At 69.6% G+C, this 19,567-nt stretch carries 23 protein-coding genes; 7 read left to right on the forward strand and 16 right to left on the reverse strand.

Going from position 1 to position 19,567, the window contains the following annotated elements; genetic code table 11:
- The first annotated feature begins 101 nt into the window (after window positions 1-101).
- The 3 genes from ACXJLU_RS06645 to ruvA all read left to right on the forward strand — a co-directional run bounded on the left by ACXJLU_RS06645 (window position 102) and on the right by ruvA (window position 3,319).
- On the forward strand, window positions 102-2,024 hold the full coding sequence (locus ACXJLU_RS06645) for a sensor histidine kinase (RefSeq protein ID WP_457329651.1): 1,923 nt from the start codon (window positions 102-104) through the stop codon (window positions 2,022-2,024).
- A gap of 72 nt (window positions 2,025-2,096) precedes the next feature.
- Window positions 2,097-2,750 (forward strand): response regulator, encoded by a 654-nt coding sequence (locus ACXJLU_RS06650; protein WP_073468174.1) that lies wholly within the window; start codon window positions 2,097-2,099, stop codon window positions 2,748-2,750.
- Window positions 2,747-3,319 carry a Holliday junction branch migration protein RuvA gene (gene ruvA / locus ACXJLU_RS06655; protein ID WP_457329652.1) on the forward strand — a complete coding sequence of 191 codons (573 nt, stop codon included), beginning with the start codon at window positions 2,747-2,749 and terminating at the stop codon, window positions 3,317-3,319. The genes ACXJLU_RS06650 and ruvA overlap by 4 nt, the downstream gene beginning before the upstream one ends.
- 7 nt (window positions 3,320-3,326) lie before the next feature.
- Here ruvA and ACXJLU_RS06660 read toward each other — a convergent pair whose 3' ends face one another.
- The 3 genes from ACXJLU_RS06660 to ACXJLU_RS06670 form a co-directional block, all read right to left on the reverse strand.
- The gene (locus tag ACXJLU_RS06660) at window positions 3,327-3,794 is read right to left on the reverse strand and encodes a copper chaperone PCu(A)C (RefSeq protein ID WP_457329653.1); all 468 of its coding nucleotides are present in this window, start codon (window positions 3,792-3,794) and stop codon (window positions 3,327-3,329) included.
- A 26-nt stretch (window positions 3,795-3,820) separates the two neighbouring features.
- Window positions 3,821-6,043 carry a TonB-dependent receptor gene (locus ACXJLU_RS06665; RefSeq protein ID WP_457329713.1) on the reverse strand — a complete coding sequence of 741 codons (2,223 nt, stop codon included), beginning with the start codon at window positions 6,041-6,043 and terminating at the stop codon, window positions 3,821-3,823.
- 152 nt (window positions 6,044-6,195) lie between these two features.
- Complete coding sequence (locus ACXJLU_RS06670) at window positions 6,196-6,591, reverse strand: DUF2946 family protein (protein WP_457329654.1); 396 nt, start codon at window positions 6,589-6,591, stop codon at window positions 6,196-6,198.
- A gap of 99 nt (window positions 6,592-6,690) precedes the next feature.
- Here ACXJLU_RS06670 and ruvB point away from each other — a divergent pair, with 99 nt between their 5' ends.
- Window positions 6,691-7,746 (forward strand): Holliday junction branch migration DNA helicase RuvB, encoded by a 1,056-nt coding sequence (ruvB, locus tag ACXJLU_RS06675; protein WP_457329655.1) that lies wholly within the window; start codon window positions 6,691-6,693, stop codon window positions 7,744-7,746.
- Window positions 7,747-7,776: 30 nt separating this feature from the next.
- Here ruvB and ACXJLU_RS06680 read toward each other — a convergent pair whose 3' ends face one another.
- The 6 genes from ACXJLU_RS06680 to ACXJLU_RS06705 all read right to left on the reverse strand — a co-directional run bounded on the left by ACXJLU_RS06680 (window position 7,777) and on the right by ACXJLU_RS06705 (window position 11,622).
- Window positions 7,777-8,181, reverse strand: a complete 405-nt coding sequence (locus ACXJLU_RS06680) for a hypothetical protein (protein WP_457329656.1) — start codon at window positions 8,179-8,181, stop codon at window positions 7,777-7,779.
- Window positions 8,182-8,247: 66 nt separating this feature from the next.
- Entirely contained in the window at window positions 8,248-9,084 is an 837-nt protein-coding gene (locus tag ACXJLU_RS06685; protein ID WP_457329657.1) for a helix-turn-helix transcriptional regulator, read from the reverse strand.
- On the reverse strand, window positions 9,077-9,865 hold the full coding sequence (locus tag ACXJLU_RS06690) for an acetoacetate decarboxylase family protein (protein ID WP_457329658.1): 789 nt from the start codon (window positions 9,863-9,865) through the stop codon (window positions 9,077-9,079). The genes ACXJLU_RS06685 and ACXJLU_RS06690 overlap by 8 nt, the downstream gene beginning before the upstream one ends.
- A gap of 69 nt (window positions 9,866-9,934) precedes the next feature.
- The gene (locus ACXJLU_RS06695) at window positions 9,935-11,038 is read right to left on the reverse strand and encodes a sterol desaturase family protein (RefSeq protein WP_457329659.1); all 1,104 of its coding nucleotides are present in this window, start codon (window positions 11,036-11,038) and stop codon (window positions 9,935-9,937) included.
- Window positions 11,039-11,128: 90 nt separating this feature from the next.
- The gene (locus ACXJLU_RS06700) at window positions 11,129-11,407 is read right to left on the reverse strand and encodes a hypothetical protein (RefSeq protein WP_457329660.1); all 279 of its coding nucleotides are present in this window, start codon (window positions 11,405-11,407) and stop codon (window positions 11,129-11,131) included.
- Between the two features lie 92 nt (window positions 11,408-11,499).
- Window positions 11,500-11,622: a hypothetical protein gene (locus ACXJLU_RS06705; RefSeq protein ID WP_457329661.1), complete on the reverse strand. Its 123-nt coding sequence runs from the start codon at window positions 11,620-11,622 to the stop codon at window positions 11,500-11,502.
- A gap of 24 nt (window positions 11,623-11,646) precedes the next feature.
- Here ACXJLU_RS06705 and ACXJLU_RS06710 point away from each other — a divergent pair, with 24 nt between their 5' ends.
- Complete coding sequence (locus ACXJLU_RS06710; protein WP_457329662.1) at window positions 11,647-12,534, forward strand: helix-turn-helix domain-containing protein; 888 nt, start codon at window positions 11,647-11,649, stop codon at window positions 12,532-12,534.
- Window positions 12,535-12,537: 3 nt separating this feature from the next.
- On the opposite strand, the gene ACXJLU_RS06715 is transcribed toward ACXJLU_RS06710, so the two are convergent.
- Window positions 12,538-13,884 (reverse strand): sensor histidine kinase, encoded by a 1,347-nt coding sequence (locus tag ACXJLU_RS06715; RefSeq protein ID WP_457329663.1) that lies wholly within the window; start codon window positions 13,882-13,884, stop codon window positions 12,538-12,540.
- Window positions 13,881-14,285 carry a putative pterin-binding protein gene (locus ACXJLU_RS06720; protein ID WP_457329664.1) on the reverse strand — a complete coding sequence of 135 codons (405 nt, stop codon included), beginning with the start codon at window positions 14,283-14,285 and terminating at the stop codon, window positions 13,881-13,883. The genes ACXJLU_RS06715 and ACXJLU_RS06720 overlap by 4 nt, the downstream gene beginning before the upstream one ends.
- Before the next feature lie 151 nt (window positions 14,286-14,436).
- Here ACXJLU_RS06720 and ACXJLU_RS06725 point away from each other — a divergent pair, with 151 nt between their 5' ends.
- On the forward strand, window positions 14,437-14,781 hold the full coding sequence (locus ACXJLU_RS06725; RefSeq protein WP_083614573.1) for a dihydroneopterin aldolase: 345 nt from the start codon (window positions 14,437-14,439) through the stop codon (window positions 14,779-14,781).
- Window positions 14,778-15,485, forward strand: a complete 708-nt coding sequence (locus ACXJLU_RS06730) for an SDR family oxidoreductase (protein ID WP_457329666.1) — start codon at window positions 14,778-14,780, stop codon at window positions 15,483-15,485. The genes ACXJLU_RS06725 and ACXJLU_RS06730 overlap by 4 nt, the downstream gene beginning before the upstream one ends.
- Window positions 15,486-15,525: 40 nt before the next feature.
- Here the strand turns inward: ACXJLU_RS06730 and ACXJLU_RS06735 are convergent, their stop codons facing one another.
- The 5 genes from ACXJLU_RS06735 to ACXJLU_RS06755 are packed head-to-tail and all read right to left on the reverse strand — an operon-like array spanning window position 15,526 to window position 19,544.
- The gene (locus tag ACXJLU_RS06735) at window positions 15,526-16,641 is read right to left on the reverse strand and encodes a DSD1 family PLP-dependent enzyme (protein WP_457329667.1); all 1,116 of its coding nucleotides are present in this window, start codon (window positions 16,639-16,641) and stop codon (window positions 15,526-15,528) included.
- A complete protein-coding gene (locus tag ACXJLU_RS06740; RefSeq protein ID WP_457329668.1) occupies window positions 16,641-17,330 on the reverse strand; it encodes a histidine phosphatase family protein in 690 nt (229 codons plus the stop codon). The genes ACXJLU_RS06735 and ACXJLU_RS06740 overlap by 1 nt, the downstream gene beginning before the upstream one ends.
- 4 nt (window positions 17,331-17,334) lie before the next feature.
- Window positions 17,335-17,961 (reverse strand): YbhB/YbcL family Raf kinase inhibitor-like protein, encoded by a 627-nt coding sequence (locus ACXJLU_RS06745; protein ID WP_457329669.1) that lies wholly within the window; start codon window positions 17,959-17,961, stop codon window positions 17,335-17,337.
- A 9-nt stretch (window positions 17,962-17,970) separates the two neighbouring features.
- Window positions 17,971-18,294: a DUF1840 domain-containing protein gene (locus tag ACXJLU_RS06750; protein ID WP_457329670.1), complete on the reverse strand. Its 324-nt coding sequence runs from the start codon at window positions 18,292-18,294 to the stop codon at window positions 17,971-17,973.
- Window positions 18,291-19,544 (reverse strand): class I SAM-dependent methyltransferase, encoded by a 1,254-nt coding sequence (locus tag ACXJLU_RS06755; protein ID WP_457329671.1) that lies wholly within the window; start codon window positions 19,542-19,544, stop codon window positions 18,291-18,293. The genes ACXJLU_RS06750 and ACXJLU_RS06755 overlap by 4 nt, the downstream gene beginning before the upstream one ends.
- Window positions 19,545-19,567: the final 23 nt, after the last annotated feature.

A 19,567-nucleotide genomic window follows, 5' to 3' on the forward strand; every position in this document is an offset into this window, starting at 1 on the left:
GCGGGGGACTCCGGCAGGCAGAAGAGGGGCAACAAGAAGGGCGAGGCCGGATTGTCGCCGGAAGGCCCCGACGCCGCAGCCATCCTGCACAATCCGCGTCCATGCCCTGCCTTGCGCCGCCGCCCACCCTCGCCCGACGGCTGCGTGCCACGGCCCGGCGCATGGCGGCCACGCTGGCCGCGGTGGTGAGCACGGTCGTGGCGTCCACGCTGGCGCTCACCGCCCTGCCGGCCGGGGCCGCCGACACGTCCGGCGTGATCGAGATCCGCAGCGCGAGTGCGGTCGCCAGCAACGCGCCGGTGTTTCCGCAGGACCTGAAGCAACGCAGCGTGCGCCTGCCCGACGACTGGGCCGAGACCCTGCCGCAGGCCGACGGGCCGGTCTGGTACCGCCTCGAGTTCACGCTGCCGGCCCCCCAGATCACGCCGGCCCCGCTGATGGCCGCCTACATCGAGCGCGCCTGCAGCACGGCGCAGGTCTGGCTGAACGGCAACCTCGTCTTCAGCGGCGGCCACCTGACCGAGCCGGTGACGCGCAGCTGCTTCTACCCGCAGCTCGTCACGCTGCCGCCCGCGCTGCTGAACCCGCAAGGCAACGTGCTCGAGATCAAGGTGCAGGGCAGCGCGCTGCAGCACGTCGCGTCGCGCCAGCGTGCCGGCGGCCTGTCGGCGGTGCAGATCGGGCCGCATGCGCAGCTGGCCGAGCTGCAGGCCCGGCAGACCTTCTGGAACGTCTCGCTGGTGCAGGTGATCTCGGCCATGCTGGTGCCGCTGGGCATCGTGATGCTGGGCATGGGCTGGCAGGACCGTCGCAGCCCCTACCTGATCTATTTCGGCCTGCTGGCGATCGGCTGGGCGGCGCTGTCGGCGCGCCTGTGGTGGCGCGATCCGCCGTGGGACAACATCACCAGCGAGTTCCTGGTGTGCGTCGGCTTCGGTGTGCTGGTGGCACTGGCGATCCAGTTCCTGATGCGCTATGCCGCGATGCGCTCGACCAAGCTGGAGATCGGGCTGGTGGTGCAATGCGTGCTGGTGCCGATCAGCCTGGCGCTGGCCGGCCCGGAGCGCCTCTACACGGTGACGAGCGGCTGGTACCTGCTGCTGTCGGCCGAGGTGATGGCAGCGGTCACGCTGTACCTGCGCGTGACCTGGCGCAAGGGCCCGGACGGCCGCGCCGAGTTCTGGCCGATGGCCTTCATGCTGATGGGCGTCGGCGTGCTGGTGCTGGTCGACCTGGCGACGCAGCACGGGTGGATCACGCTGCTGCCGGTGCACGTGCTGCACTTCAGCATGCCGCTGATGTTCGCCGCGGTCGGTGCGCGCCAGATCCAGATCTTCGGGCGCGCGCTGCAGGTGGCCGAGGCGAGCCGCAATTCGCTGGAGAGTCGCATCAACGAGGTCACCGCCGAGATCGAGCGCAACTTCTCGCAGATGGCCGAGCTGCGCGTCGAGCAGGTGACCGAGAAGGAGCGCAAGCGCATCGCCGCCGACCTGCACGACGACCTCGGCGCCAAGCTGCTGACCATCGTGCACACCAGCGAGAGCGAGCGCATCTCCACGCTGGCGCGCGAGGCGCTCGAGGAGATGCGCCTGTCGGTGCGCGGGCTGACCGGCAAGCCGATGCAGGTGGCCGACGCGCTGGCCGACTGGCGCGCCGAGACGGTGTCGCGCCTGAGCCAGGCCAACATCGAGGCCGACTGGCGCAGCCCGACCGAAGACGTGCACCAGCAGCTGTCGGCGCGCGCCTTCGTGCAGACCACCCGCATCCTGCGCGAGGCGGTCAGCAACATCATCAAGCACAGCGGCGCCTCGCACTGCAAGGTGCGCTGCAGCATCGGCGAGCACGATTTCGTGCTGGTCGTGCAGGACAACGGCAAGGGCATCCCGATGGAGCTCGACGGCAAACTCGACCGCGGCCACGGCATGGCCAGCATGAAGCACCGCGCCAAGCAGATGCAGGGGCAGTGCCTGGTCGAATCCGGCCCGGGCTACGGCACCGTGATCAGGCTCACACTGCCGCTGTGAAGCGCGCTGAAAGCGCACAATCGGCCCCTTGCGCGGCTGCTACGATTCCATGTTGCCTCGAGGACCCCGACCATGAACAAGATCCTGCTGCTTGAAGACCTGCCCGAGATCCGGGCCTGGGTGAAGGCCTTGGTCACGCAGGTGTTCCCACAGGCGCAGATTTCCGAAAGCGCCCGGGTGCACGACGCGCTGGCGCTGATCAGCGCCGAGCGGTTCGACGTGGCCCTGGTCGACCTGGGCCTGCCCGACGGCTCGGGCGTCGACGTGGTCGCGGCGCTGCGCGAGAGCCAGCCCGAGGCCCAGTCGGTGGTGGTGACCATCCACGACGACGACGACCACCTCTTTCCCGCACTGCAGGCCGGGGCTTTCGGCTACCTGCTGAAAGAGCAGCCGCGCGAGCACTTCGTCGAGCAGCTGCGGCGCATCAGCCAGGGCGAACCGCCGCTGACGCCGTCGATCGCTCGCCGCGTGATCGCGTACTTCGCGGCGCAGAACAAGCCGCAGGAGCGGCCGCAAAACCTGCCGCACGTGTCGCTCACCGACCGCGAGAACGAGGTGCTGCTGTGGGTGGCCAAGGGCTTCACGCTGCCGGAGATCGGCACGCAGCTGAACCTGTCGCGCCACACCATCGCCGACTACGTGAAGCAGATCTACCGCAAGCTCAATGTCAGCTCGCGCGCCGAAGCCGCGCTCGAGGCGCAGCGGCTGGGCCTGTTCCGCCGATGATCGGCCGGCTGAGCGGCCTGCTGGCAGAAAAGAACCCGCCCCAGTTGCTGCTGGACGTCGGCGGCGTCGGCTACGAGGTCGACGTGCCGATGAGCACCTTCTACAACCTGCCGGCGCTGGGCGAGCGGGTCACGCTGCTGACCCATTTCGTCGTGCGCGAGGACGCGCAGGTGCTGTTCGGCTTCCTGTCGGCCGAAGAGCGCGCGACCTTCCGGCTGCTGGTCAAGATCTCCGGCGTCGGGCCGCGCACGGCCTTGTCGATCCTGTCGGGGCTGAGCGTCGGCGAGCTGGCGCAGGCGGTGTCGCTGCAGGAGAGCGGCCGGCTGATCAAGGTGCCGGGCATCGGCAAGAAGACCGCCGAGCGGCTGCTGCTCGAGCTGAAGGGCAAGCTCGGCGCCGACCTCGGGCTGCCGGCCAGTGTCGCGAGCGACGCGCAGGCCGACATCCTGCAGGCGCTGGTGGCGCTGGGCTACAGCGACCGCGAGGCCGCGGCCGCGCTGAAGAGCCTGCCGGCGGATGTCGGCGTGAGCGACGGCATCAAGCTGGCGTTGAAGGCCCTCGCGCGCTGACCCTTCGTCAGTGGCTGTGGTCGGCGCCGGCGGCCTCGACGTTCACCGTCACCGTCACCTCCCCCGCCTTCTCGAACTTCAGCCGCAGCGGGAACTTGTCGCCCTCCTTCAGCGGCCCCTTCAGGCCGATGAACATCACATGCAGCGCACCGGGCTTCAGCTCGACGTACTTGCCGGCCGGCAGGTCGATCGCCGCCACCTCGCGCATGCGCATCACGTCGCCCTCCATCGTCATCGTGTGCAGCTCGGTCGCACGGCCGACGTCGGCGCTGGCCGACAGCAGGCGGTCGTCCGCCTTGCCGCGGTTCTCCAGCCGCAGGAAGCCACCGCCGGTCGGCTGCCCCGGCGCGGTCGCGCGTGCGTAGGGGTGGCCGATGGCGATCTGGCCGACCGTGAATTCATGGGCCTGGGCCGCCAGGGCGGCGAGCGAGACCAGGGCGGTGGCGGCAATGCGGGTGAGGATGTTCAGGGTCATGGCTGGGGTCCGTTTCAGGGAGGCGTTCACAGGTCGTACCTCAGCTCCGCACTGTAGGTGCGTTGCGGGTACGGGTGGAAATTCCAGTAGTGGTAGTTGTTCAGGTTGTCGATGCCGAACGCGGCATGCCACTGCTTGTCGATGGCAACGCGCACCCGCACATCGGTCGTGAAGTACTTCGACGTGCCCATGTACGTGAAGCCGTTGGTGTCGCTGTTGTCCAGGCTGCCGTACTGCCGGCCGCTGTAGCGGGCGCCGTAGCTGACGGTCCATCGATCGTCGACGCGCCACGCGGCCAGCGCGCTCGCACGCCAGCGCGGCACGCGCGGCTGCCACTTGCCGACGGTGTCGCCCGGCGTGCTCACATAGCCGCTGTTCGCGACGATCTTCGAATCGGCGTACGTCACGCTGCCCTGCAGGCCGAGCCCGCGCCACAGCACGTTCTCGCGCTGCGCCGCGGCCTCGAGGCCGGTGGTGCGCACGTGGTCGACGTTCTGCACGCTGTTCGTCGCCGGCGTCACGTTCGGCAGCGGCTGGCTGTACAGCGCGTCGCGCGTGTCCTCGTGGAACAGCGTCAGGCGCAGCGTCGCCGCGTCGGGCAGCGTCCATTCGGAACTCAGCTCCGAGGTCCACGAGCGCTCCGGCCGCAGGTCGGGGTTCGCAATGTTGCTGATGCCGCTCGAGGTGGCCGCGCCCTGGTACAGCTCGGACACCGTCGGGAAGCGCAGCGCCCGCCCGGCCGAGGCCTTCAGCACCCAGCCCTCGCGCAGCTCGTGCGACAGCGCGGCCTTCGGCGACAGCGCGGTCTCGCTGCGCTGCGGGTGCGCATAGGGCGCGAAGCTGCCGCTCTGCGTCAGGCCGTTGTAGGCCTGCCAGCGTTCGCCGCGCAGCCCGAGCACCGCCATCCAGCCGTCGGCGAAGCGCCAGGCGTCCTGGCCGAACGCCGAGCGCAGCCGCGTGTTGCCGTCGAAGCGGGAGCTGACCGCGCCGCTCTGCTGGTCGACCCAGTCCGTGAGCGCGTAGACGGTGGTGCGCAGGCGGAAGCTGTCCTGCTGGACACCGGCGTCGATCACGTGTGCGCTGGCCTCGCCGCCCGGCCGCCAGGTGCCGCGCGCCGACAGCGTGTTCCAACCGGTGCCGTGCAGGTCGGTCGCGCTGCCGTCGCCGCCCTCCAGCATCGCTTGCTGCACGGCCGGCTGCAGCGTCGAGCCGGCCTTGGGTTTGCGGCTCAGGTCGCGGCGGTAGTCGTAGACGCTGGCGGCCAGTTCCCAGTCGAACGCGCCGCCCGCGTTCTGCTTCAGCGACAGCGCCTGCATCAGGTGCGCGAGCCCGTCGCGGTTGGTCACGCCGCTCAGCACCGGCGCCACGTACTGGTCGGAGCGCCCCACGGCATCGTTGTGCCACCAGCCCGCCGTGTAGCTCGCGCGCAGGTCGGGTGCCAGGTCGTAGGCGAGCTTCAGCTTCAGGTGGTCCTGCACCGTGCGGTACTGCGTGCTGGTGCCGCGCACGTACCAGGGCTTGCCGGATTTGTCGGTGTCGGGCACCGCGCCTTCGGTCGGCGTGGCCGTGGTGTCGAACACCAGCGGCTGGCCTTCGCTGTCGAGCCGGTTCGCGTTGACCCACCACGACCAGCCGCCGCTGCGGTCGCCGAGCGAGGCGCTGGTCTGCCAGCCGTTGTAGGTGGTGTCGGTGTCGTAGAGCTTGAAGGGCTGCGAGAACGCGCCGACCACCGCATGGGCCTCGAACTTCGACGGCATGCGCGTCAGGTAGTCGACCACCGCGCCGGCCGAGTTGCCGGGGTAGGCGGCCGAGAACGGGCCGTACAGCACGTCGACGCGCTCGATCTCTTCCGGCGTCACCAGCCCCCAGCGCGGCGCGAAGCTCGCGCCGTTGCCGAGCAGGTTCGACAGCAGGATGCCGTCGGCATAGACGAGCGAACGCGCGCTGTTGCCGGTGCCCGACGCGCGCGTCGACAGCACCGCATGGTTGTAGTCGCCGGCATAGCGCTTGCGCACCAGCAGGCTCGGCAGGTACTTCAGCGCGTCCTCGCTGTCGGTGGCGTTGATGCTGGCCTGCACCTGCGCACCGGTGATGCCCTCGATCGTCGTCGGGATCTGCGACGGCAGCGAGCCGCGGCGGCCGCCGGTCACGGTGACGACACCCAGGTGCTTGACGGGGGTGACGGGAGTGAAGGCATCGTCGGTGGCGACGCGGGTCGCGTCGGTGTCTTCTTCGGCCCAGCCCGCCATCGGCAGGCAGGCCAGCAGCGCCAGCACCGCACGGGCGGCTGGCGTGAATCGGTACGTCACGGGAATACTCCTGAACACGACCGGGCGCAGCGCGCGCGGTCAGTCACACGGGCCATCAGTGCGCGAGTGCGCCGACGGCCAAGGCGGTGGGTTCAGGTGAAAGAGGGAGGACCGTGCTTCAGCCGCGCGATCCAGTCGGCCTCGGCATCGGCGGCCGGCACGCCGGCGCGAACAGGTCGCTCGGGGGCCTGCCCGGCCGCAGCCGCTGCGATGACCGGGGCGGGTTCCGGCGCCGCGAACGCCAGCACCGCCGACAGCGCGCAGTGCTCGCTGCCATGCGCGCCGGCATGGTCGGCGGGCACCGGCTTCGGCTCGCCGCTGTCGTCGAGCGCGACGGTGGCGACGCCGTAGACCGTGCAGACCTCGACCAGCGTCTTGCCCTGCACCTGCGCCGACACGCTCGCCAGCATCGGCACCGCGGCCTTCAGCAGCAGCGCCAGCGCAAAGGCCCAGGCGGCCCATCGCGATGCAAGGTGGCGGGAGGTCATCGTCCGATTGTGCCGCAGCCGCATGGACTGCATCTGCACAATCCCTGCACACCGGGTGAGCAAACGCAAACGTTCGCAGACGCCGTCGATAATGCGGCGATGGCCATCCAGACCGACGATTTCGGCAACCTGCCACCGCGCGTGGTCAGTGCGGCGCCCAGCTCGCCCAACGAAGAAGCGATCGAACGCGCGCTGCGCCCGAAGGGCCTGGCCGAGTACGTGGGCCAGGCCAAGATCCGCGAGCAGCTGGAGATCTTCATCAGCGCGGCCCGCATGCGCGGCGAGGCGATGGACCACGTGCTGCTGTTCGGCCCGCCCGGCCTCGGCAAGACCACGCTGAGCCACATCATCGCCAACGAGCTGGGCGTGAACCTGCGCCAGACCTCGGGCCCGGTGCTCGAGAAGCCGAAGGACCTGGCCGCGATCCTGACCAACCTCGAGAAGAACGACGTGCTCTTCATCGACGAGATCCACCGCTTGAGCCCGGTCGTCGAGGAGATCCTGTACCCGGCGCTGGAGGACTACCAGATCGACATCATGATCGGCGAAGGCCCGGCGGCCCGCTCGATCAAGCTCGACCTGCAGCCGTTCACGCTGGTCGGTGCCACCACGCGCGCCGGCATGCTGACCAACCCGCTGCGCGACCGCTTCGGCATCGTCGCTCGGCTCGAGTTCTATACCCCCGAAGAACTGGCGCGCATCGTGCACCGCTCGGCCGGGCTGCTGAACGTGCCGACCGATGCCGAGGGCGCGTTCGAGATTGCCCGCCGCTCGCGCGGCACGCCGCGCATCTCGAACCGGCTGCTGCGCCGCGTGCGCGACTACGCCGACGTGAAGGGCGACGGCCGCATCTCGAAGGCGCTGGCCGACAAGGCGCTCGCAATGCTCGACGTCGACCCGCAGGGCTTCGACGTGATGGACCGCAAGCTGCTCGAGGCGGTGATCCACCGCTTCGACGGCGGGCCGGTCGGGCTCGACAACGTCGCCGCGGCGATCGGCGAGGAGCGCGAGACCATCGAGGACGTGATCGAGCCCTACCTGATCCAGCAGGGCTACCTGCAGCGCACGCCGCGCGGCCGGGTCGCGACGCTGGCGGCCTTCCGGCACCTCGGCGTCACGCCGACGCGGGCCGCCACCGACCTGTTCGACAACTAGCGCCGCAGCCCGGGCGCCGCGGCCCAGGCCCTAGATCAGGTCCTCGACCACCAGCCAGTGGTAGCGCTCGGCCAGCCGGGCGTCGAAGCGCTTGACGACCTCGGCGACGCGCTCGGCATGCAGCGTGTCGGGCGCGTACACCAGCAGCCAGCCGCAGCCTTCGCCGGCGAGCTGCTGGTAGCGCCGCATCAGCGTCACCTCGTAGCCGAAGCCGGCCAGCTGGCTGGCGTGGCCGAGCATGTGCTGCATCTGCGCGCCTTCTTCTTCGGCGGTGATGAACATCACGTCATCCTCGTCGAAGCCGGCGTCGAACAGCGCCTGCATCGCCTGCTGCGCGAGCTCGTCGCTCGGCAACGCGACGACCACGTGGCCGACCGGTTTGAATGCGCCCAGCGATTGCGGCCGGGCCCCCTTGGTCATTCGCTTGACTGACATGGCATCACCTCCTGACAGGATCGCGATGAAAGACCTGCAGGAAGTCTAGACCTCGCCCATCGGGCGTCAATGCGCAGTCGCCTGGGGCACCCTTGAATCGGGGTTGAAGTGAGCCGCCTGCGCGAGCGCACCGGGCGTGTAGCCGAAATGGCGGCTGAACCAGCGCGTCAGATGGGCCTGGTCGGCGAAGCCGCAGGCCTGGGCCGCCTGCGCGATCGGCCAGCCGTCGAGCAGCAGCCGGCGGGCCCGCGCCATGCGCGCGGCGCGCACGTAGTCGCCCGGGCTGATGCCCAGCCAGCGCGTCGCGATGCGGTGGAAGTGTTCGCGGCTGACGGCGCAGTCGCGCGCGAGTGCGTCGATCGCGACCGAGCCGTCGCCGACGGCAGCGCGCTGCAAGGCCGCCAGCACCTGCTGCGCGGCACGGCCGGCCGGTTCGGCGTCGGCCGGCAGCAGCGCGGCGCCGTCGGCGAGCGTCGCGGCCACGCGGCGCAACCACGCCGCGGCGTCGGCGCTGTCGCGCAGGTCCAGCGCCTCGGCCGCGAAGGCCGGCCGCAGGGCACGCGCACTGCCCCGCGGCATCGGCACCCCGAGCGCGGCCAGCCACGGCACGTCGGCATAGACCATCACGACCTGCGTCTCGCCGCCCTCGTCCGCATCCAGCCCGCAGGTGTGGACGGCGCCCGGCGCGATCGCCAGCAGGTCGCCAGCCGACGCGGTGTGCCGGCGGCCGCCGAGGCTGAAGCGGCAGCGGCCGGCGAGCACCGCACCGATCGACCATTCGTCATGCCAGTGCGGCGCCCACTCCTGCCCCGGCCGGTGGTGCATCACCTGCTCGAGCGCCGGCTGGCCGTCGACATGCCAGCGCCGCACGCGCGAATGACGCGACACGGCCAGCTCAGGCATCACGCGCTCCGACGACGGTCAGGCCGAACCAGCCGGCGCTCGCGTCGCCGGCCTGCAGTTCGCCGAGCAGCGAGAGCTCCTCGCGCGGGTGCTCGAACACCCGCAGCGATGCAGTGGCCGCATGCCATCCGCTCGCGGTGGGCTGCGCGACGTCGGCGCGCAGCAGCCGCAACGCGGGCGCACGGGTCGGTTCGCGCAGGTCGGGGAAGCCGACGACGCCAAGCGTCGGTGCCGCGAGGAAGCCGAGCGGCCGGCCCGGCTCGCCGCTCAGGCGCGCCTTGGCCTCGATCACGCGGCGGTCCTTCACCGCCAGGCTGGCGCCCAGCCGGGTGCCAGCGCGCAGCGGCGCGGCGGCCGGGTGGTCGAGCGGCAGGCTGCGCGTGAGCCAGGTGCTGCCCATCTTCTTCGGCCAGCCTTGCAGCAGGCCGCGCAGCATCGAGACGTCCTGGTCGACCCAGATCGCCGGGCAGAAGCCGCAGCGGCTGCCGTCGGGGCGCTCGATCTCGAGCACGACGATGGTCTCGCGGTACTGCGCCTGCACCGGGTCGAGCAGCTCGCTGCCGTCGGTGGTGGCCTGCCAGTCGGCGAAGTGCACGCAGCCTTCGCCTGTCGTGCGGCCGATTGCTGGCGGCACCAGCTCGGCGCCACGTGCGGCATCGAAGCCGAACGCGATGTTCAGCAACCAGCCGGCGTAATGCCAGGGCGGCGGCGCGACCAGCGCGCTGCGGCCGGCGACGGTGTAGGGCGGCGTGAAGCTCGGCGAGCTGAGGCTGGCGGACATGGGCGGCATTCTGCGTTCAGGGTTCGCCATGCTGCTGATGCGGGCGACTGGCGTCTTGAACGCCAGTGATCACCGCGGCTGGGTAACCCGCCGCGACGCCGGCCAGCGCACGCCGTGCTCCGACACCCAGCCGACCGCCCACAGGCCCACCAGGATCCCCGCCGCGGCAGCGGCCTTCGCGCCGCCCGACATCCGGTGCGCGTTCCACAGGAACACGCTGGTGGCGGCCAGCAGCACGAGGAACACGCCGCCGGCGACCAGCGCCGCGGCGCGCGAGCGGTGCGGGTCGTACTTGCGGCGGGCGCCGAGGTCGAAGGCCGGCTTCGGGAAGCGCTCGGCCACGTCGGCCGGCCGCCACCCCGGTGGCTTGATCCACACCAGCAGCTTGTCGCGCCAGCGCCGCGCATGCCAGGCGTCCTGGGCGATGTCCCAGTAGACGTGCAGGTTGGCCCACAGCGGGTTCCAGCTCGCCAGCGGCGTGCGCGTGCCGTAGACGCAGGGCTCGGCATCGTCTTCCTCGATGAAGCTGCCGAACAGCCGGTCCCAGACGATCAGGATGCCGCCGTAGTTCTTGTCGAGGTACTTGTCGTTGACGGCGTGGTGCACCCGGTGGTTGCTGGGCGCGCAGAACCAGCGGTCGAACCAGCCGAGCCGGCCGATCTGCTGCGTGTGCACCCAGTACTGGTAGAGCAGGTCGACCAGCGCGACGACGCCGAACACCAGCGGCGGGAAACCGGCCACTGCCATCGGCAGGTAGAAGATCCAGCCGAACAGCCAGCCGGTGCTGGTCTGGCGCAGCGCGGTCGACAGGTTGTATTCCTCGCTCTGGTGGTGCACCGCGTGCGCGGCCCACAGCACCGCCACCGTGTGGCCGAGGCGGTGGTGCCAGTAGTAGCAGAAGTCGTAGACCAGCAGGCCGACGAGCCAGACCCAGGCGGCATCCTGCGGCAGCGGGTGCACGGCGAGCGTCTCGAACGCGAGCGCGTAGATGCCGACCATCAGCAGCTTGCTGAACACGTTCAGCACCTGGCTCATGATGCCCAGGCCAATGCTGTTCAGCGCATCGGCCGTCACGTAGGTGTTGCGGCGCCGCGCGAGGCCGACCGCGAACTCGACCGCGATCAGCAGCAGGAACAGCGGGGTCGCGAGGACGATGATCTGGGAATCCGTCATCTGGCGATGGTGGCGCTGCACGCATCGATTGGACAGTCGGACGGTCCCGGATTGCGCTGCGCTTCATCCGGGCTACACAGCGCGCGGTGTCTACCGGGGGTTGTCGAGGCGTGCGGTCTTTGCGCATCGGCACGCGAAGACGGAATCGGGCGACGGCCTGGCGACTTCGTGCGAGACCTGCATCACCGGCCCGGGACCCCGAAGCATCGTCGGAAGAATGCAGAGCACGCCGATCAGGAACAGCATCGCCAGCACGAAGAGGCACGAGCCGACGGCGTCCTCGCTGACGATCCCGGCCCGAGATCGCCGGCGCCTTCTGGAGAGGAGGATCATCGCGAACGCGACGGCGAACGCCACGGTCCCCAGCAAGCAGTAGATCGGTGGCTCGAACGGACGATCGAGACACGGGGCGGACCCCTGTGGCGATGCGGCGCGGACGTGAGCGCCCGAGAGAGGCATCCTCATGACATGAACTCCTGTTCTGTGGGCACCAGCCAGCCGGTGCCAAAAAGGCTTCCGCCTTTCGCTTCAGGAGACAACTTTCTTCCCTTATCCGGAAGTTTAGTAACTGTTTTCGTCTTCATCAAGGAATATTATTGGGGCGACGTGTGCATGCCGCAATGCGAAAATCCACCGCGGATGACCACTTCCTTTTCGACATGACGAGCAGCAAACCCGGCGCGGACGATGGCGAACAATCACTGGCCGCGATCTGCGTTCGCGCGCTGCTCGATCGTCATGAAGTCCCCCGGCACAAGCACTCGACCTTGACCGCGGACGTCCTGGGCCTGTCCTACTCGCATGCGCATCGCAAGGTCCAGAAGGATTCGACCTGGTCGCTTGAAGAGCTCAAGCGCATGGCGGAGTTCTTCGGCGAAACGCTTGCGCAACTCGTGAGCCTGGGTGAAGCCGAGGCACCGCGCTCGGCGGTCCTGCTCGCCGGATCGGCGCGCGTGCCATGTCGGATCTGGCTCGAGCAGGAAGCGAAGTCGGCACTGCCGGGATCGCTCGTCGCGATCGCCGTGGGCAGCGAATGGGTCGTGATGCCCGCCGGCGACAACGCGCCTCCCCACGCCTTCGACATCCGCCTGCTGGTGTTGCAGGGCGATGCGCAGACCGCGCGGCGGATCGCCGTGCTCGACGACAAGCGCGACACCACCGACAGCCTGGTCGAGGCGCTGGTGGCATCGGGATTCGAGGCGACGCCGTTCTACGCGGCGCAGGACTTGGCAGACGCCGTGCGGGCACGCCCTTTCGACGGCTACCTCATCGACTGGATCATCGGCAACCAGGACAGCCGCGAGCTGATTGCCGGCATCCGCGAGAGCGACCTGCAGTGCCCGATCGGCCTGCTCACCGGCGAGTTCGACACCGGACGCGCCCAGGCGAACGAGGTGGCCGACGCGGTGCGGCGCTACAAGCTGATGTTCTTCGAGAAGCCCTTGCGGCTGCCGATCATCAGCGCGCAATTGACGCAGGCGTTCGGTCCCCGCTGAGGCTCACGACGCCACGGGCGTTCCCTCGTCGACCCTCGTCACAGGAATACGAACCTCGAAACAGGAGCCGGCGCCCAGGCTGCTCTCGACATCGACCGTACCGCCCAGGTGCGCCGCGACGGTGTGGACGATGGCCAGGCCGATGCCCACGCCCTCGCGGCCGCCCCGCTCCAGGCTAGCGAGCCGCGTGCAGGCCAGGAAGAGACTCGGCAGCTGCTCCGACGCAATGCCTCGGCCGGAGTCGGACACCGTCAGGTGCAGTTCGCGCGGTACAGCGGGCATGGCGTGCAGCGTGACGTGAACATGCCCTGCGTCGGTGTACTTCACGGCATTGCTGACGAGATTCGACAGCACCTGGAGGATGCGCTTCGGATCGGCGATGACGAAGACCGGATCGTCAGGAACGTCGGCACGGAGTTCCAGTCCCTTGGCGAAGGCCTGCGGCTTGAAGGTGTCGACGACATCGCGAACGAGAGCCCCGGCCTCGAAGGCTTCCGGGCGGATCTCGAGGCGCCCCGCCTCGCCGGTGGCCAGCGTCAGCAGATCGCGCAACTGCGTGCTCAGCGCGTTGGCAGCGCGCCGGATGCGACTGACGAATTCCTCGTTCGCTGCACCGCTCCCGCGACGCTCCATCACATCGAGCGAGCAAAGGATGTCCTGCAACGGCGACCGCAACTCGTGACTGACCATGGCGAGGAAGTTGGACTTCGAGCGGATGGCATCCCGGAGTTTGCGTTCTGATCTCGCCAGCGTCACCAGCCAACCGGTGATCAGAAGCCATGCAGCTGTCAACACGCCCCACAGCAGCGTACGCCGCTGCAGCAACGCATCCGCGGCCGCTTCACGGCTTCGCATTTCCTCGATCCTCACCTCATTGGCAAGTCGCACGAGCACGGGCTCGATGTCCTCGAACTGCGACAACAGCTCGATCGCACTCTCGCGGTCGAGGTCCTGGCGTGTCAATCGATGCATCACCCGCAGATGGAAGCCCTGCAGCTTCTCGACATTCGCCGAATAGCCCTCGATCCCGGCGAAATACCGAGTCAGTTCGGACGGAACGATCAGGATCCGCGCCTTGGACTGCAGGATGTCCGCGCGCAGATGGCGGTGGTCCTGATCGACGGGTTCGCCGGCCGCCTCCACGCGCACCAGTTCGCGCATGCGGTAGAAGGCCAACTGGTACTGGGCAACGCTCCAGTAGTAGCCCTCTCGCGGACCGTTCAGCGACCAGGCGGAGTCGTCGGGCCGGTACAGCACGTAGGTTCCGCCGACGAAGACCGCGCTGAGCGACACCACCTTCGCCAGCAAGTGCCAGCCGGGGGACCGTGCCTTGCCATCGCGGACGTTCATTGCACGTCGATCCGGTTGACCTGCCAGATGAACTTCGCCTCCGTCATCGGCGTCCCCAGCTCTCGGGGGCTGTCATCCCGCGGGTAGATGACGAACAGCGGCCCCCACTGGCTACGCTGCAACCGATTCCCGTCGCGGCTGTGGGCCAGCACGATGCCCCAGCGCGCGATGTCGCTCCAGGGGACGGTGACGTTGTAGTCGTCGACCGCCGTGATGCGCAGTGCCGTGCCCGTCGATGCGCCGACATGGGCCATCACGGCATCGACGCGAGGGCCTTCCCATCGAGACTTCGGCGTCCACGTGGTGGCTGTGACGATGACCGACTGCGGCAAGCGCATGAACTCGTCGTCCGTGAAAACGAAAACGTCGCCAGCGTTCCGTTTGCCGATCTTGCCGCCCACGGTCAGCAGCGGGCTGTTTGTTGCCCACGCTGGAACTGTCGCTGCCGTCAACCCTGACAAAAGTGTTCTACGCCGCATCTTTGTCCCCGACTAGACTGCCGCGGATGCTAGGCGCCGATGCGTCGCAGCGACAGACAGACAAAGGGACCCCATGCCAAGAATCGACCTGGAAGTCGTCGTGATCACCGAGATTGGAATTGCCCCGACGGAGATCGGAACCCAGCAGTCGCTGAACGTTCGCGTCGGGGTCGAGATCGATGCTGACGCAGCGAACAAGGCCGCCCGGACAGCCGATATCCGCGACACCCTCGACTACGGCCACTGCCGCAACATCGTGCGGCAGGTCTTCGAAGGTTGCCGCTTCGACCTGCTCGAAGAGCCCACGCTTCTCATCAAGCGCCAGATCGAAGAACTGCCACATGTGCGATCGGTCGTGGTGAGCCTCGCGAAGGCCCATCCGTGGCCGGACGTGCCCAGCGTTCGCTTCACTGCATGAAGGCAGCGCTCGTCACGGGCGCTGCCACGCGTGGCGGTGCGGCCATCGCCCGTGAACTGCACCGTCGCGGACTCACGCTGCTGCTTCACCATTCCCCACGCTCCGTCGTGCAGGCACAGGCACTGGCCGGCGAGATGAACGCAGCTCGCTCGGCAAGCGCCGCGACGTGGTGCGCCGATTTCAGCGACCCCGCCGTTCGTGTGCCGGGATGGGTCGTCGACGCCGCCGTGGAGGTGTGCGTGTGCAACGCCTCGGTGTGGGAAGCCAGCACGCTCGCCGACTGCGACCGGGCAGCGACCGATTGGAACGTGCACGTGGCGTCGCACGCGGCGGTGCTGACGGCGCTGAAGGCGAGCCTGCGATCCATCGTCACGATCACCGACGTGCATGCCGACCGGCCGGCGCGGGGTCACCTCTGGTACACGACGACGAAGGCGGCCCTGCAAGCCATGACGATGGCGCTTGCCGCGGACTGGTCCCCGCGGGTTCGCTGCAACGTCGTCCAGCCGGGCACGCTGACTTGGCCGGAGGGATGGTCCGATCGCGCCCGGCAGGAGTCCGTGCGTCGCGGGATCCCGTTGGCACGCGAGGGCAGCTTCGAGGAACTGGCCGCCGCCGTCGGCTGGCTTGCCCTGGACGCGCACTACGTGACCGGCCAGATCCTGGCCGTCGATGGCGGGCGAAGCCGCGTGCTGTGCGATTGAATGCACGTTGTAGCCCGGGTGCCAATCCGGGAATCGTCCGTCAGACCAGGCAGCCCCGCGCGTCGACCGGCCAGACCCCCTCGACGACCCCGTCGGCCAGCCCACCCCGCACCGCGACATACCGGTCATGCAGGTTGACCGTCGGATCGCAATGCCCCGGCACCAGCCACACCGTGTCGCCCAGCGCCGGGAGCGCATCGCGCCCCGGGTGCAGGATGCCGTGCTCGTCGCCCCCGTTCGCGAACACCAGCTCGCGCTGCCAGGTGCTCGGCAACCCGCTGTCGATCGCGTGCGACTTGTGGCCGGCGTCGACCACCGCATGCGACGCGCCGCGGCTGACCACCTGGCTCTTGACGAACAGCGCATGCTCGAACACCGGCGCGCCCGGCGCCGGCTGGTTGTCGGCGTAGTCGCGGTCCATGAACAGGTAGCTGCCGGCCTGCAGTTCGCCGTACACGCCGCTGGCGGCCTCGAACGCGAAGCTGCCGGTGCCGGCGCCGGTCACCAGCGGGCAGGCGATGCCGGCCCCGGTGATCGAGGCCTGCGCGGCCCGCACCAGCGCCACCGCATGGCGGATCGCCGCCGCGCGCTCGTCGGCGGAACGCAGGTGCTGGGCCTTGCCGTGGTACGCCTGCAGCCCGGCGAAGCGCAGGCCGTGCGACACCACCTGGTGCGCGAGCGCGCCGGCCGCAGCGGCGGCGACACCGCAGCGGCCCTGGCCGACGTCAATCTCGACGAACACGTCGAGCGAGGTGCCGGCCGCCTTCAGCGCGAGCGCGAGGCGGTCGATGCCGAGCGGCGAATCGACCGCGATCGCGAGCCGGATCCGCCCGGCCAGCGCGGCCACCCGCGCCAGCTTGGCTGCGTCGACGATCTCGTTGCTGATGTAGATGTCGCCGACGCCGCCGGCCGCCAGCGCCTCGACCTCCGACAGCTTCTGCACGCACACGCCGACCGCGCCGGCGGCGACCTGCAGCGCGGCGATGTGCGCACTCTTGTGCATCTTCGCGTGCGGGCGCAGCTTCAGCCGGCGCTCGCGCGCGAACGCGGCCATGCGCGCCAGGTTGCGCTCCATCGCGTCGAGGTCGATCACCAGTGCCGGCGTCGGCACGGCCGCGACCGGGTCGCCGACGCGCGGCTGCGGCTGCATCTGCATCACGCCGCGTGTCCCACGCGGTCGGTGGCGGCTTGGCCGGTCGCGTTGCCGGGGTCGTCGAGCGACGGGCCGTCCAGCCCATCGAAATGGTGCGTGTCGTTCCAGCCGACCAGCGTGAAGCCCTCGGGCGTGTAGAGCAGCCGGTTGACGCTCGCATTGCCGAGCTGCCACGAGCGCGGCGCCTGCAGGTCGATGCGGGCCGCGGCGCGGTACAGGCAGTCCATCACGCCGCCGTGCGCGACGATCGCGATGCTCTGGCCCAGGTGCGCCTCGGCCAGCCGCGTCACCGCGCCGACGCAGCGGGCGTACAGCTGCTGCAGGTTCTCGCCGCCTTCGGGGCCGTACTCGGGATCGCGCTGGCGCCAGCGCAGGCTCTGCTCAGGCCAGCGCGCCTCGATCTCGGCGAAGGTCCAGCCCTCGAAAATGCCGAAGCTGCGCTCGCGCAGGCCGGCATCGGCATGCACCGGCAGCCCGTGCGGCCGCGCGACCGCCTGCGCGGTCTCGAAGGCGCGCTGCAGGTCGCTCGCGAACACGATGTCGATCTGCTCGTGCGCCAGCGCGGCGCCCAGGCGCCCGGCCTGCCAGCGGCCCTTGTCGTTCAGCGGAATGTCGGTGTGGCCCTGGATGCGGCCATCGACATTCCACGCGGTCTCGCCATGGCGGATCGCAAGGATGCGGGTCAATTCCATCGGTTCAGGTCAGTCGTCGGTTGAGCGTGTAGGTGCCGGAGTGCGTGGCTTCGGCCAGCACATGCGGAGCGATCGCCTCGCGCACCTGCGCGCCGGTGAACACGCCGTCGACCGGCGCGCGTGCCACGTCGAGTGCATACAGCGTGAACACGTAGTGGTGCACCAGCGAATCGTTGAACGGTGGGAACGGCCCGTCGTAGCCGAAGTACTGCCCGGCCATCTCGGGGTTGCCGGCGAACCAGCCGGTGTAGTCGTTCAGGCCATGGCGCGCGCCGTGCAGCGTCTGCGGACCCGGCTTGCCGCGCGCGCTGAAGCTGCGGCTGAACTCGCCCTCGGCGATCGCGCCGAGACCGGCCGGCAGGTCGACCATCACCCAATGGAAGAAGTCGACCCGCGGCAGGTCGCTCGGCACCTCGCGGTCGGCCTGGTTCACGTCGTCGCCTCGGCTGGGCACGTCGAAGTCGTGGCAGATCACGGCCAGCGACTGCGTGCCGGCCGGGACCTCGCTCCACGCGAGGTGCGGGTTCAGGTTGTCGGAGAAACCGACCCCGCTGGCGCCGTCCAGCCGCCCGGCGGCGAATCGCGCCGGAATCCGGTCGCCGTTGATCCAGCTGTCGCTCCACAGTTTCATCGCTGCTCCTCAGACACCCCAGGTGATGCCGGCGTCGGCCGGCTGCGCGCGCTTCATCATCTCGACCAGCGGCCAGGCGCGCTGGCGCAGGCCCACGCCGTCGGCCGGCGGCAGCTTCTTGCCCTCGGCGGCCGCCTCCTGCTCGGCCTGCTTGCGGGCCGTGTCGTCCTGCGCGATCGCGGCTTCGAGCGCCGCGATGGCCGCCGGCATCTGCGCCGGCTCGATGATGCCCGTCGCACCGGGCTGCTTGCCGATCAGGCGCAGCACCTGGTCGCCGTTCGGTCCCATCATGATCACGTCGCCGGCCGCCTTCGATTTGAACTTGTAGATCATCGGTACATGTACTCGCGGTTGAACGGGAACTCGGATTGTGCGCCGCGCATCGGGCCGCGCGACGGGTCGCCGTCCGGCCGCGCGGCCAGCATCTGGAACAGCGAGATCCAGCCCTGCTCGAAGCACATCGCGCAGCCCGCGAGGTACAGCCGGTAGGCCCGCACCACCGATTCGCCGGTGAGTTCGCGCGCCTTGTCGAGCTGGCTCTCGAGCGCCCCGCTCCAGGCCCACAGCGTGCGCGCGTAGTGCGGCCGCAGGTTCTCGGCATCGACCGGTTCGAGCTGCGCTTCGCTCATCACCTTCAGCACGTGCGACAGGTGCAGCAGCTCGCCGCCGGGGAAGATGTAGCGCTCGATGAAATCGCCCATGCCGGCACCGAGCTGGTCGTGTTGCGTGCTGCCGGCGGTGATGCCGTGGTTCATCAGCAGGCCGCCCGGCTTCAGCAGCCGGCGGATCTTGTCGAAGTAGGCCGGCAGCTGCACGTGGCCGACGTGCTCGAACATGCCGACCGACGCGATCTTGTCGAACGGCTCGTCCTCCGGCAGCTCGCGGTAGTCGCGCAGCTCCATCGTGATGCGCCCGCGCAGCCCGCAGCGCTCGATCAGCTGGTTGACGTGGGCATGCTGGTTCTTCGACAGCGTGATGCCGTGCGCCCGCACGCCGTAGTGCTGCGCGGCCCACATCAGCAGCCCGCCCCAGCCGGCGCCGATGTCGAGGAAGCGCTCGCCCTCGCGCAGCATCAGCTTGCGGCAGATGTGGTCGAGCTTGGCCTCCTGCGCCTTCGCGAGCGACAGGCTGCCTTCGCGGAAGTACGCGCAGGAGTAGACCTTGCGCGGGTCCAGCCACAGCGCGTAGAAATCGTCCGAGACGTCGTAGTGGAACTGGATCTGCTGGGCGTCCGACTCGGTGCTGTGGCGCGCCCGCGAGCGCGCGGCCCGGGTGATGTTGCGCCACCAGGCGAGCGGTGCGCCGCTCGCCTCCGACTTGGTCGGGTCGTCGTCGATCAGCTGCGCGGCGATGGCCATCAGGTCGCGCACCGAGCCGTCGAAATCGAGCCGGCCCTCGACATAGTCCTGCGCAACCCGGCCGACCTGGCCGCCGGCGATGTGCATCAGCGGCGACAGCTCGTTGAGCCGGATCGTCACCGTGGGCTGGGAGTGGCCGAGCCGCTGCCCACCGGGCAGCACCACCGCCATCGGGACACCCAGCGCTTCAACGCGCTGCTCCAGCGTTCGCTCAAGTGGACTCATCGGGATCCTCCTGGATCCCCAAA

The sequence above is a fragment of the Rhizobacter sp. P5_C2 genome, assembly GCF_054049715.1.

Bases quoted from the DNA above. Each gene is read 5' to 3' on its own strand.
- ACXJLU_RS06645 (WP_457329651.1), top strand. From the start codon at position 102: ATGCCCTGCCTTGCGCCGCCGCCCACCCTCGCCCGACGGCTGCGTGCC.
- ACXJLU_RS06650 (WP_073468174.1), top strand. From the start codon at position 2,097: ATGAACAAGATCCTGCTGCTTGAAGACCTGCCCGAGATCCGGGCCTGG.
- ruvA (WP_457329652.1), top strand. From the start codon at position 2,747: ATGATCGGCCGGCTGAGCGGCCTGCTGGCAGAAAAGAACCCGCCCCAG.
- ACXJLU_RS06660 (WP_457329653.1), bottom strand. From the start codon at position 3,794: ATGACCCTGAACATCCTCACCCGCATTGCCGCCACCGCCCTGGTCTCG.
- ACXJLU_RS06665 (WP_457329713.1), bottom strand. From the start codon at position 6,043: ATGGCGGGCTGGGCCGAAGAAGACACCGACGCGACCCGCGTCGCCACC.
- ACXJLU_RS06670 (WP_457329654.1), bottom strand. From the start codon at position 6,591: ATGACCTCCCGCCACCTTGCATCGCGATGGGCCGCCTGGGCCTTTGCG.
- ruvB (WP_457329655.1), top strand. From the start codon at position 6,691: ATGGCCATCCAGACCGACGATTTCGGCAACCTGCCACCGCGCGTGGTC.
- ACXJLU_RS06680 (WP_457329656.1), bottom strand. From the start codon at position 8,181: ATGTCAGTCAAGCGAATGACCAAGGGGGCCCGGCCGCAATCGCTGGGC.
- ACXJLU_RS06685 (WP_457329657.1), bottom strand. From the start codon at position 9,084: ATGCCTGAGCTGGCCGTGTCGCGTCATTCGCGCGTGCGGCGCTGGCAT.
- ACXJLU_RS06690 (WP_457329658.1), bottom strand. From the start codon at position 9,865: ATGTCCGCCAGCCTCAGCTCGCCGAGCTTCACGCCGCCCTACACCGTC.
- ACXJLU_RS06695 (WP_457329659.1), bottom strand. From the start codon at position 11,038: ATGACGGATTCCCAGATCATCGTCCTCGCGACCCCGCTGTTCCTGCTG.
- ACXJLU_RS06705 (WP_457329661.1), bottom strand. From the start codon at position 11,622: ATGAAGACGAAAACAGTTACTAAACTTCCGGATAAGGGAAGAAAGTTG.
- ACXJLU_RS06715 (WP_457329663.1), bottom strand. From the start codon at position 13,884: ATGAACGTCCGCGATGGCAAGGCACGGTCCCCCGGCTGGCACTTGCTG.
- ACXJLU_RS06725 (WP_083614573.1), top strand. From the start codon at position 14,437: ATGCCAAGAATCGACCTGGAAGTCGTCGTGATCACCGAGATTGGAATT.
- ACXJLU_RS06730 (WP_457329666.1), top strand. From the start codon at position 14,778: ATGAAGGCAGCGCTCGTCACGGGCGCTGCCACGCGTGGCGGTGCGGCC.
- ACXJLU_RS06735 (WP_457329667.1), bottom strand. From the start codon at position 16,641: ATGCAGATGCAGCCGCAGCCGCGCGTCGGCGACCCGGTCGCGGCCGTG.
- ACXJLU_RS06740 (WP_457329668.1), bottom strand. From the start codon at position 17,330: ATGGAATTGACCCGCATCCTTGCGATCCGCCATGGCGAGACCGCGTGG.
- ACXJLU_RS06745 (WP_457329669.1), bottom strand. From the start codon at position 17,961: ATGAAACTGTGGAGCGACAGCTGGATCAACGGCGACCGGATTCCGGCG.
- ACXJLU_RS06750 (WP_457329670.1), bottom strand. From the start codon at position 18,294: ATGATCTACAAGTTCAAATCGAAGGCGGCCGGCGACGTGATCATGATG.
- ACXJLU_RS06755 (WP_457329671.1), bottom strand. From the start codon at position 19,544: ATGAGTCCACTTGAGCGAACGCTGGAGCAGCGCGTTGAAGCGCTGGGT.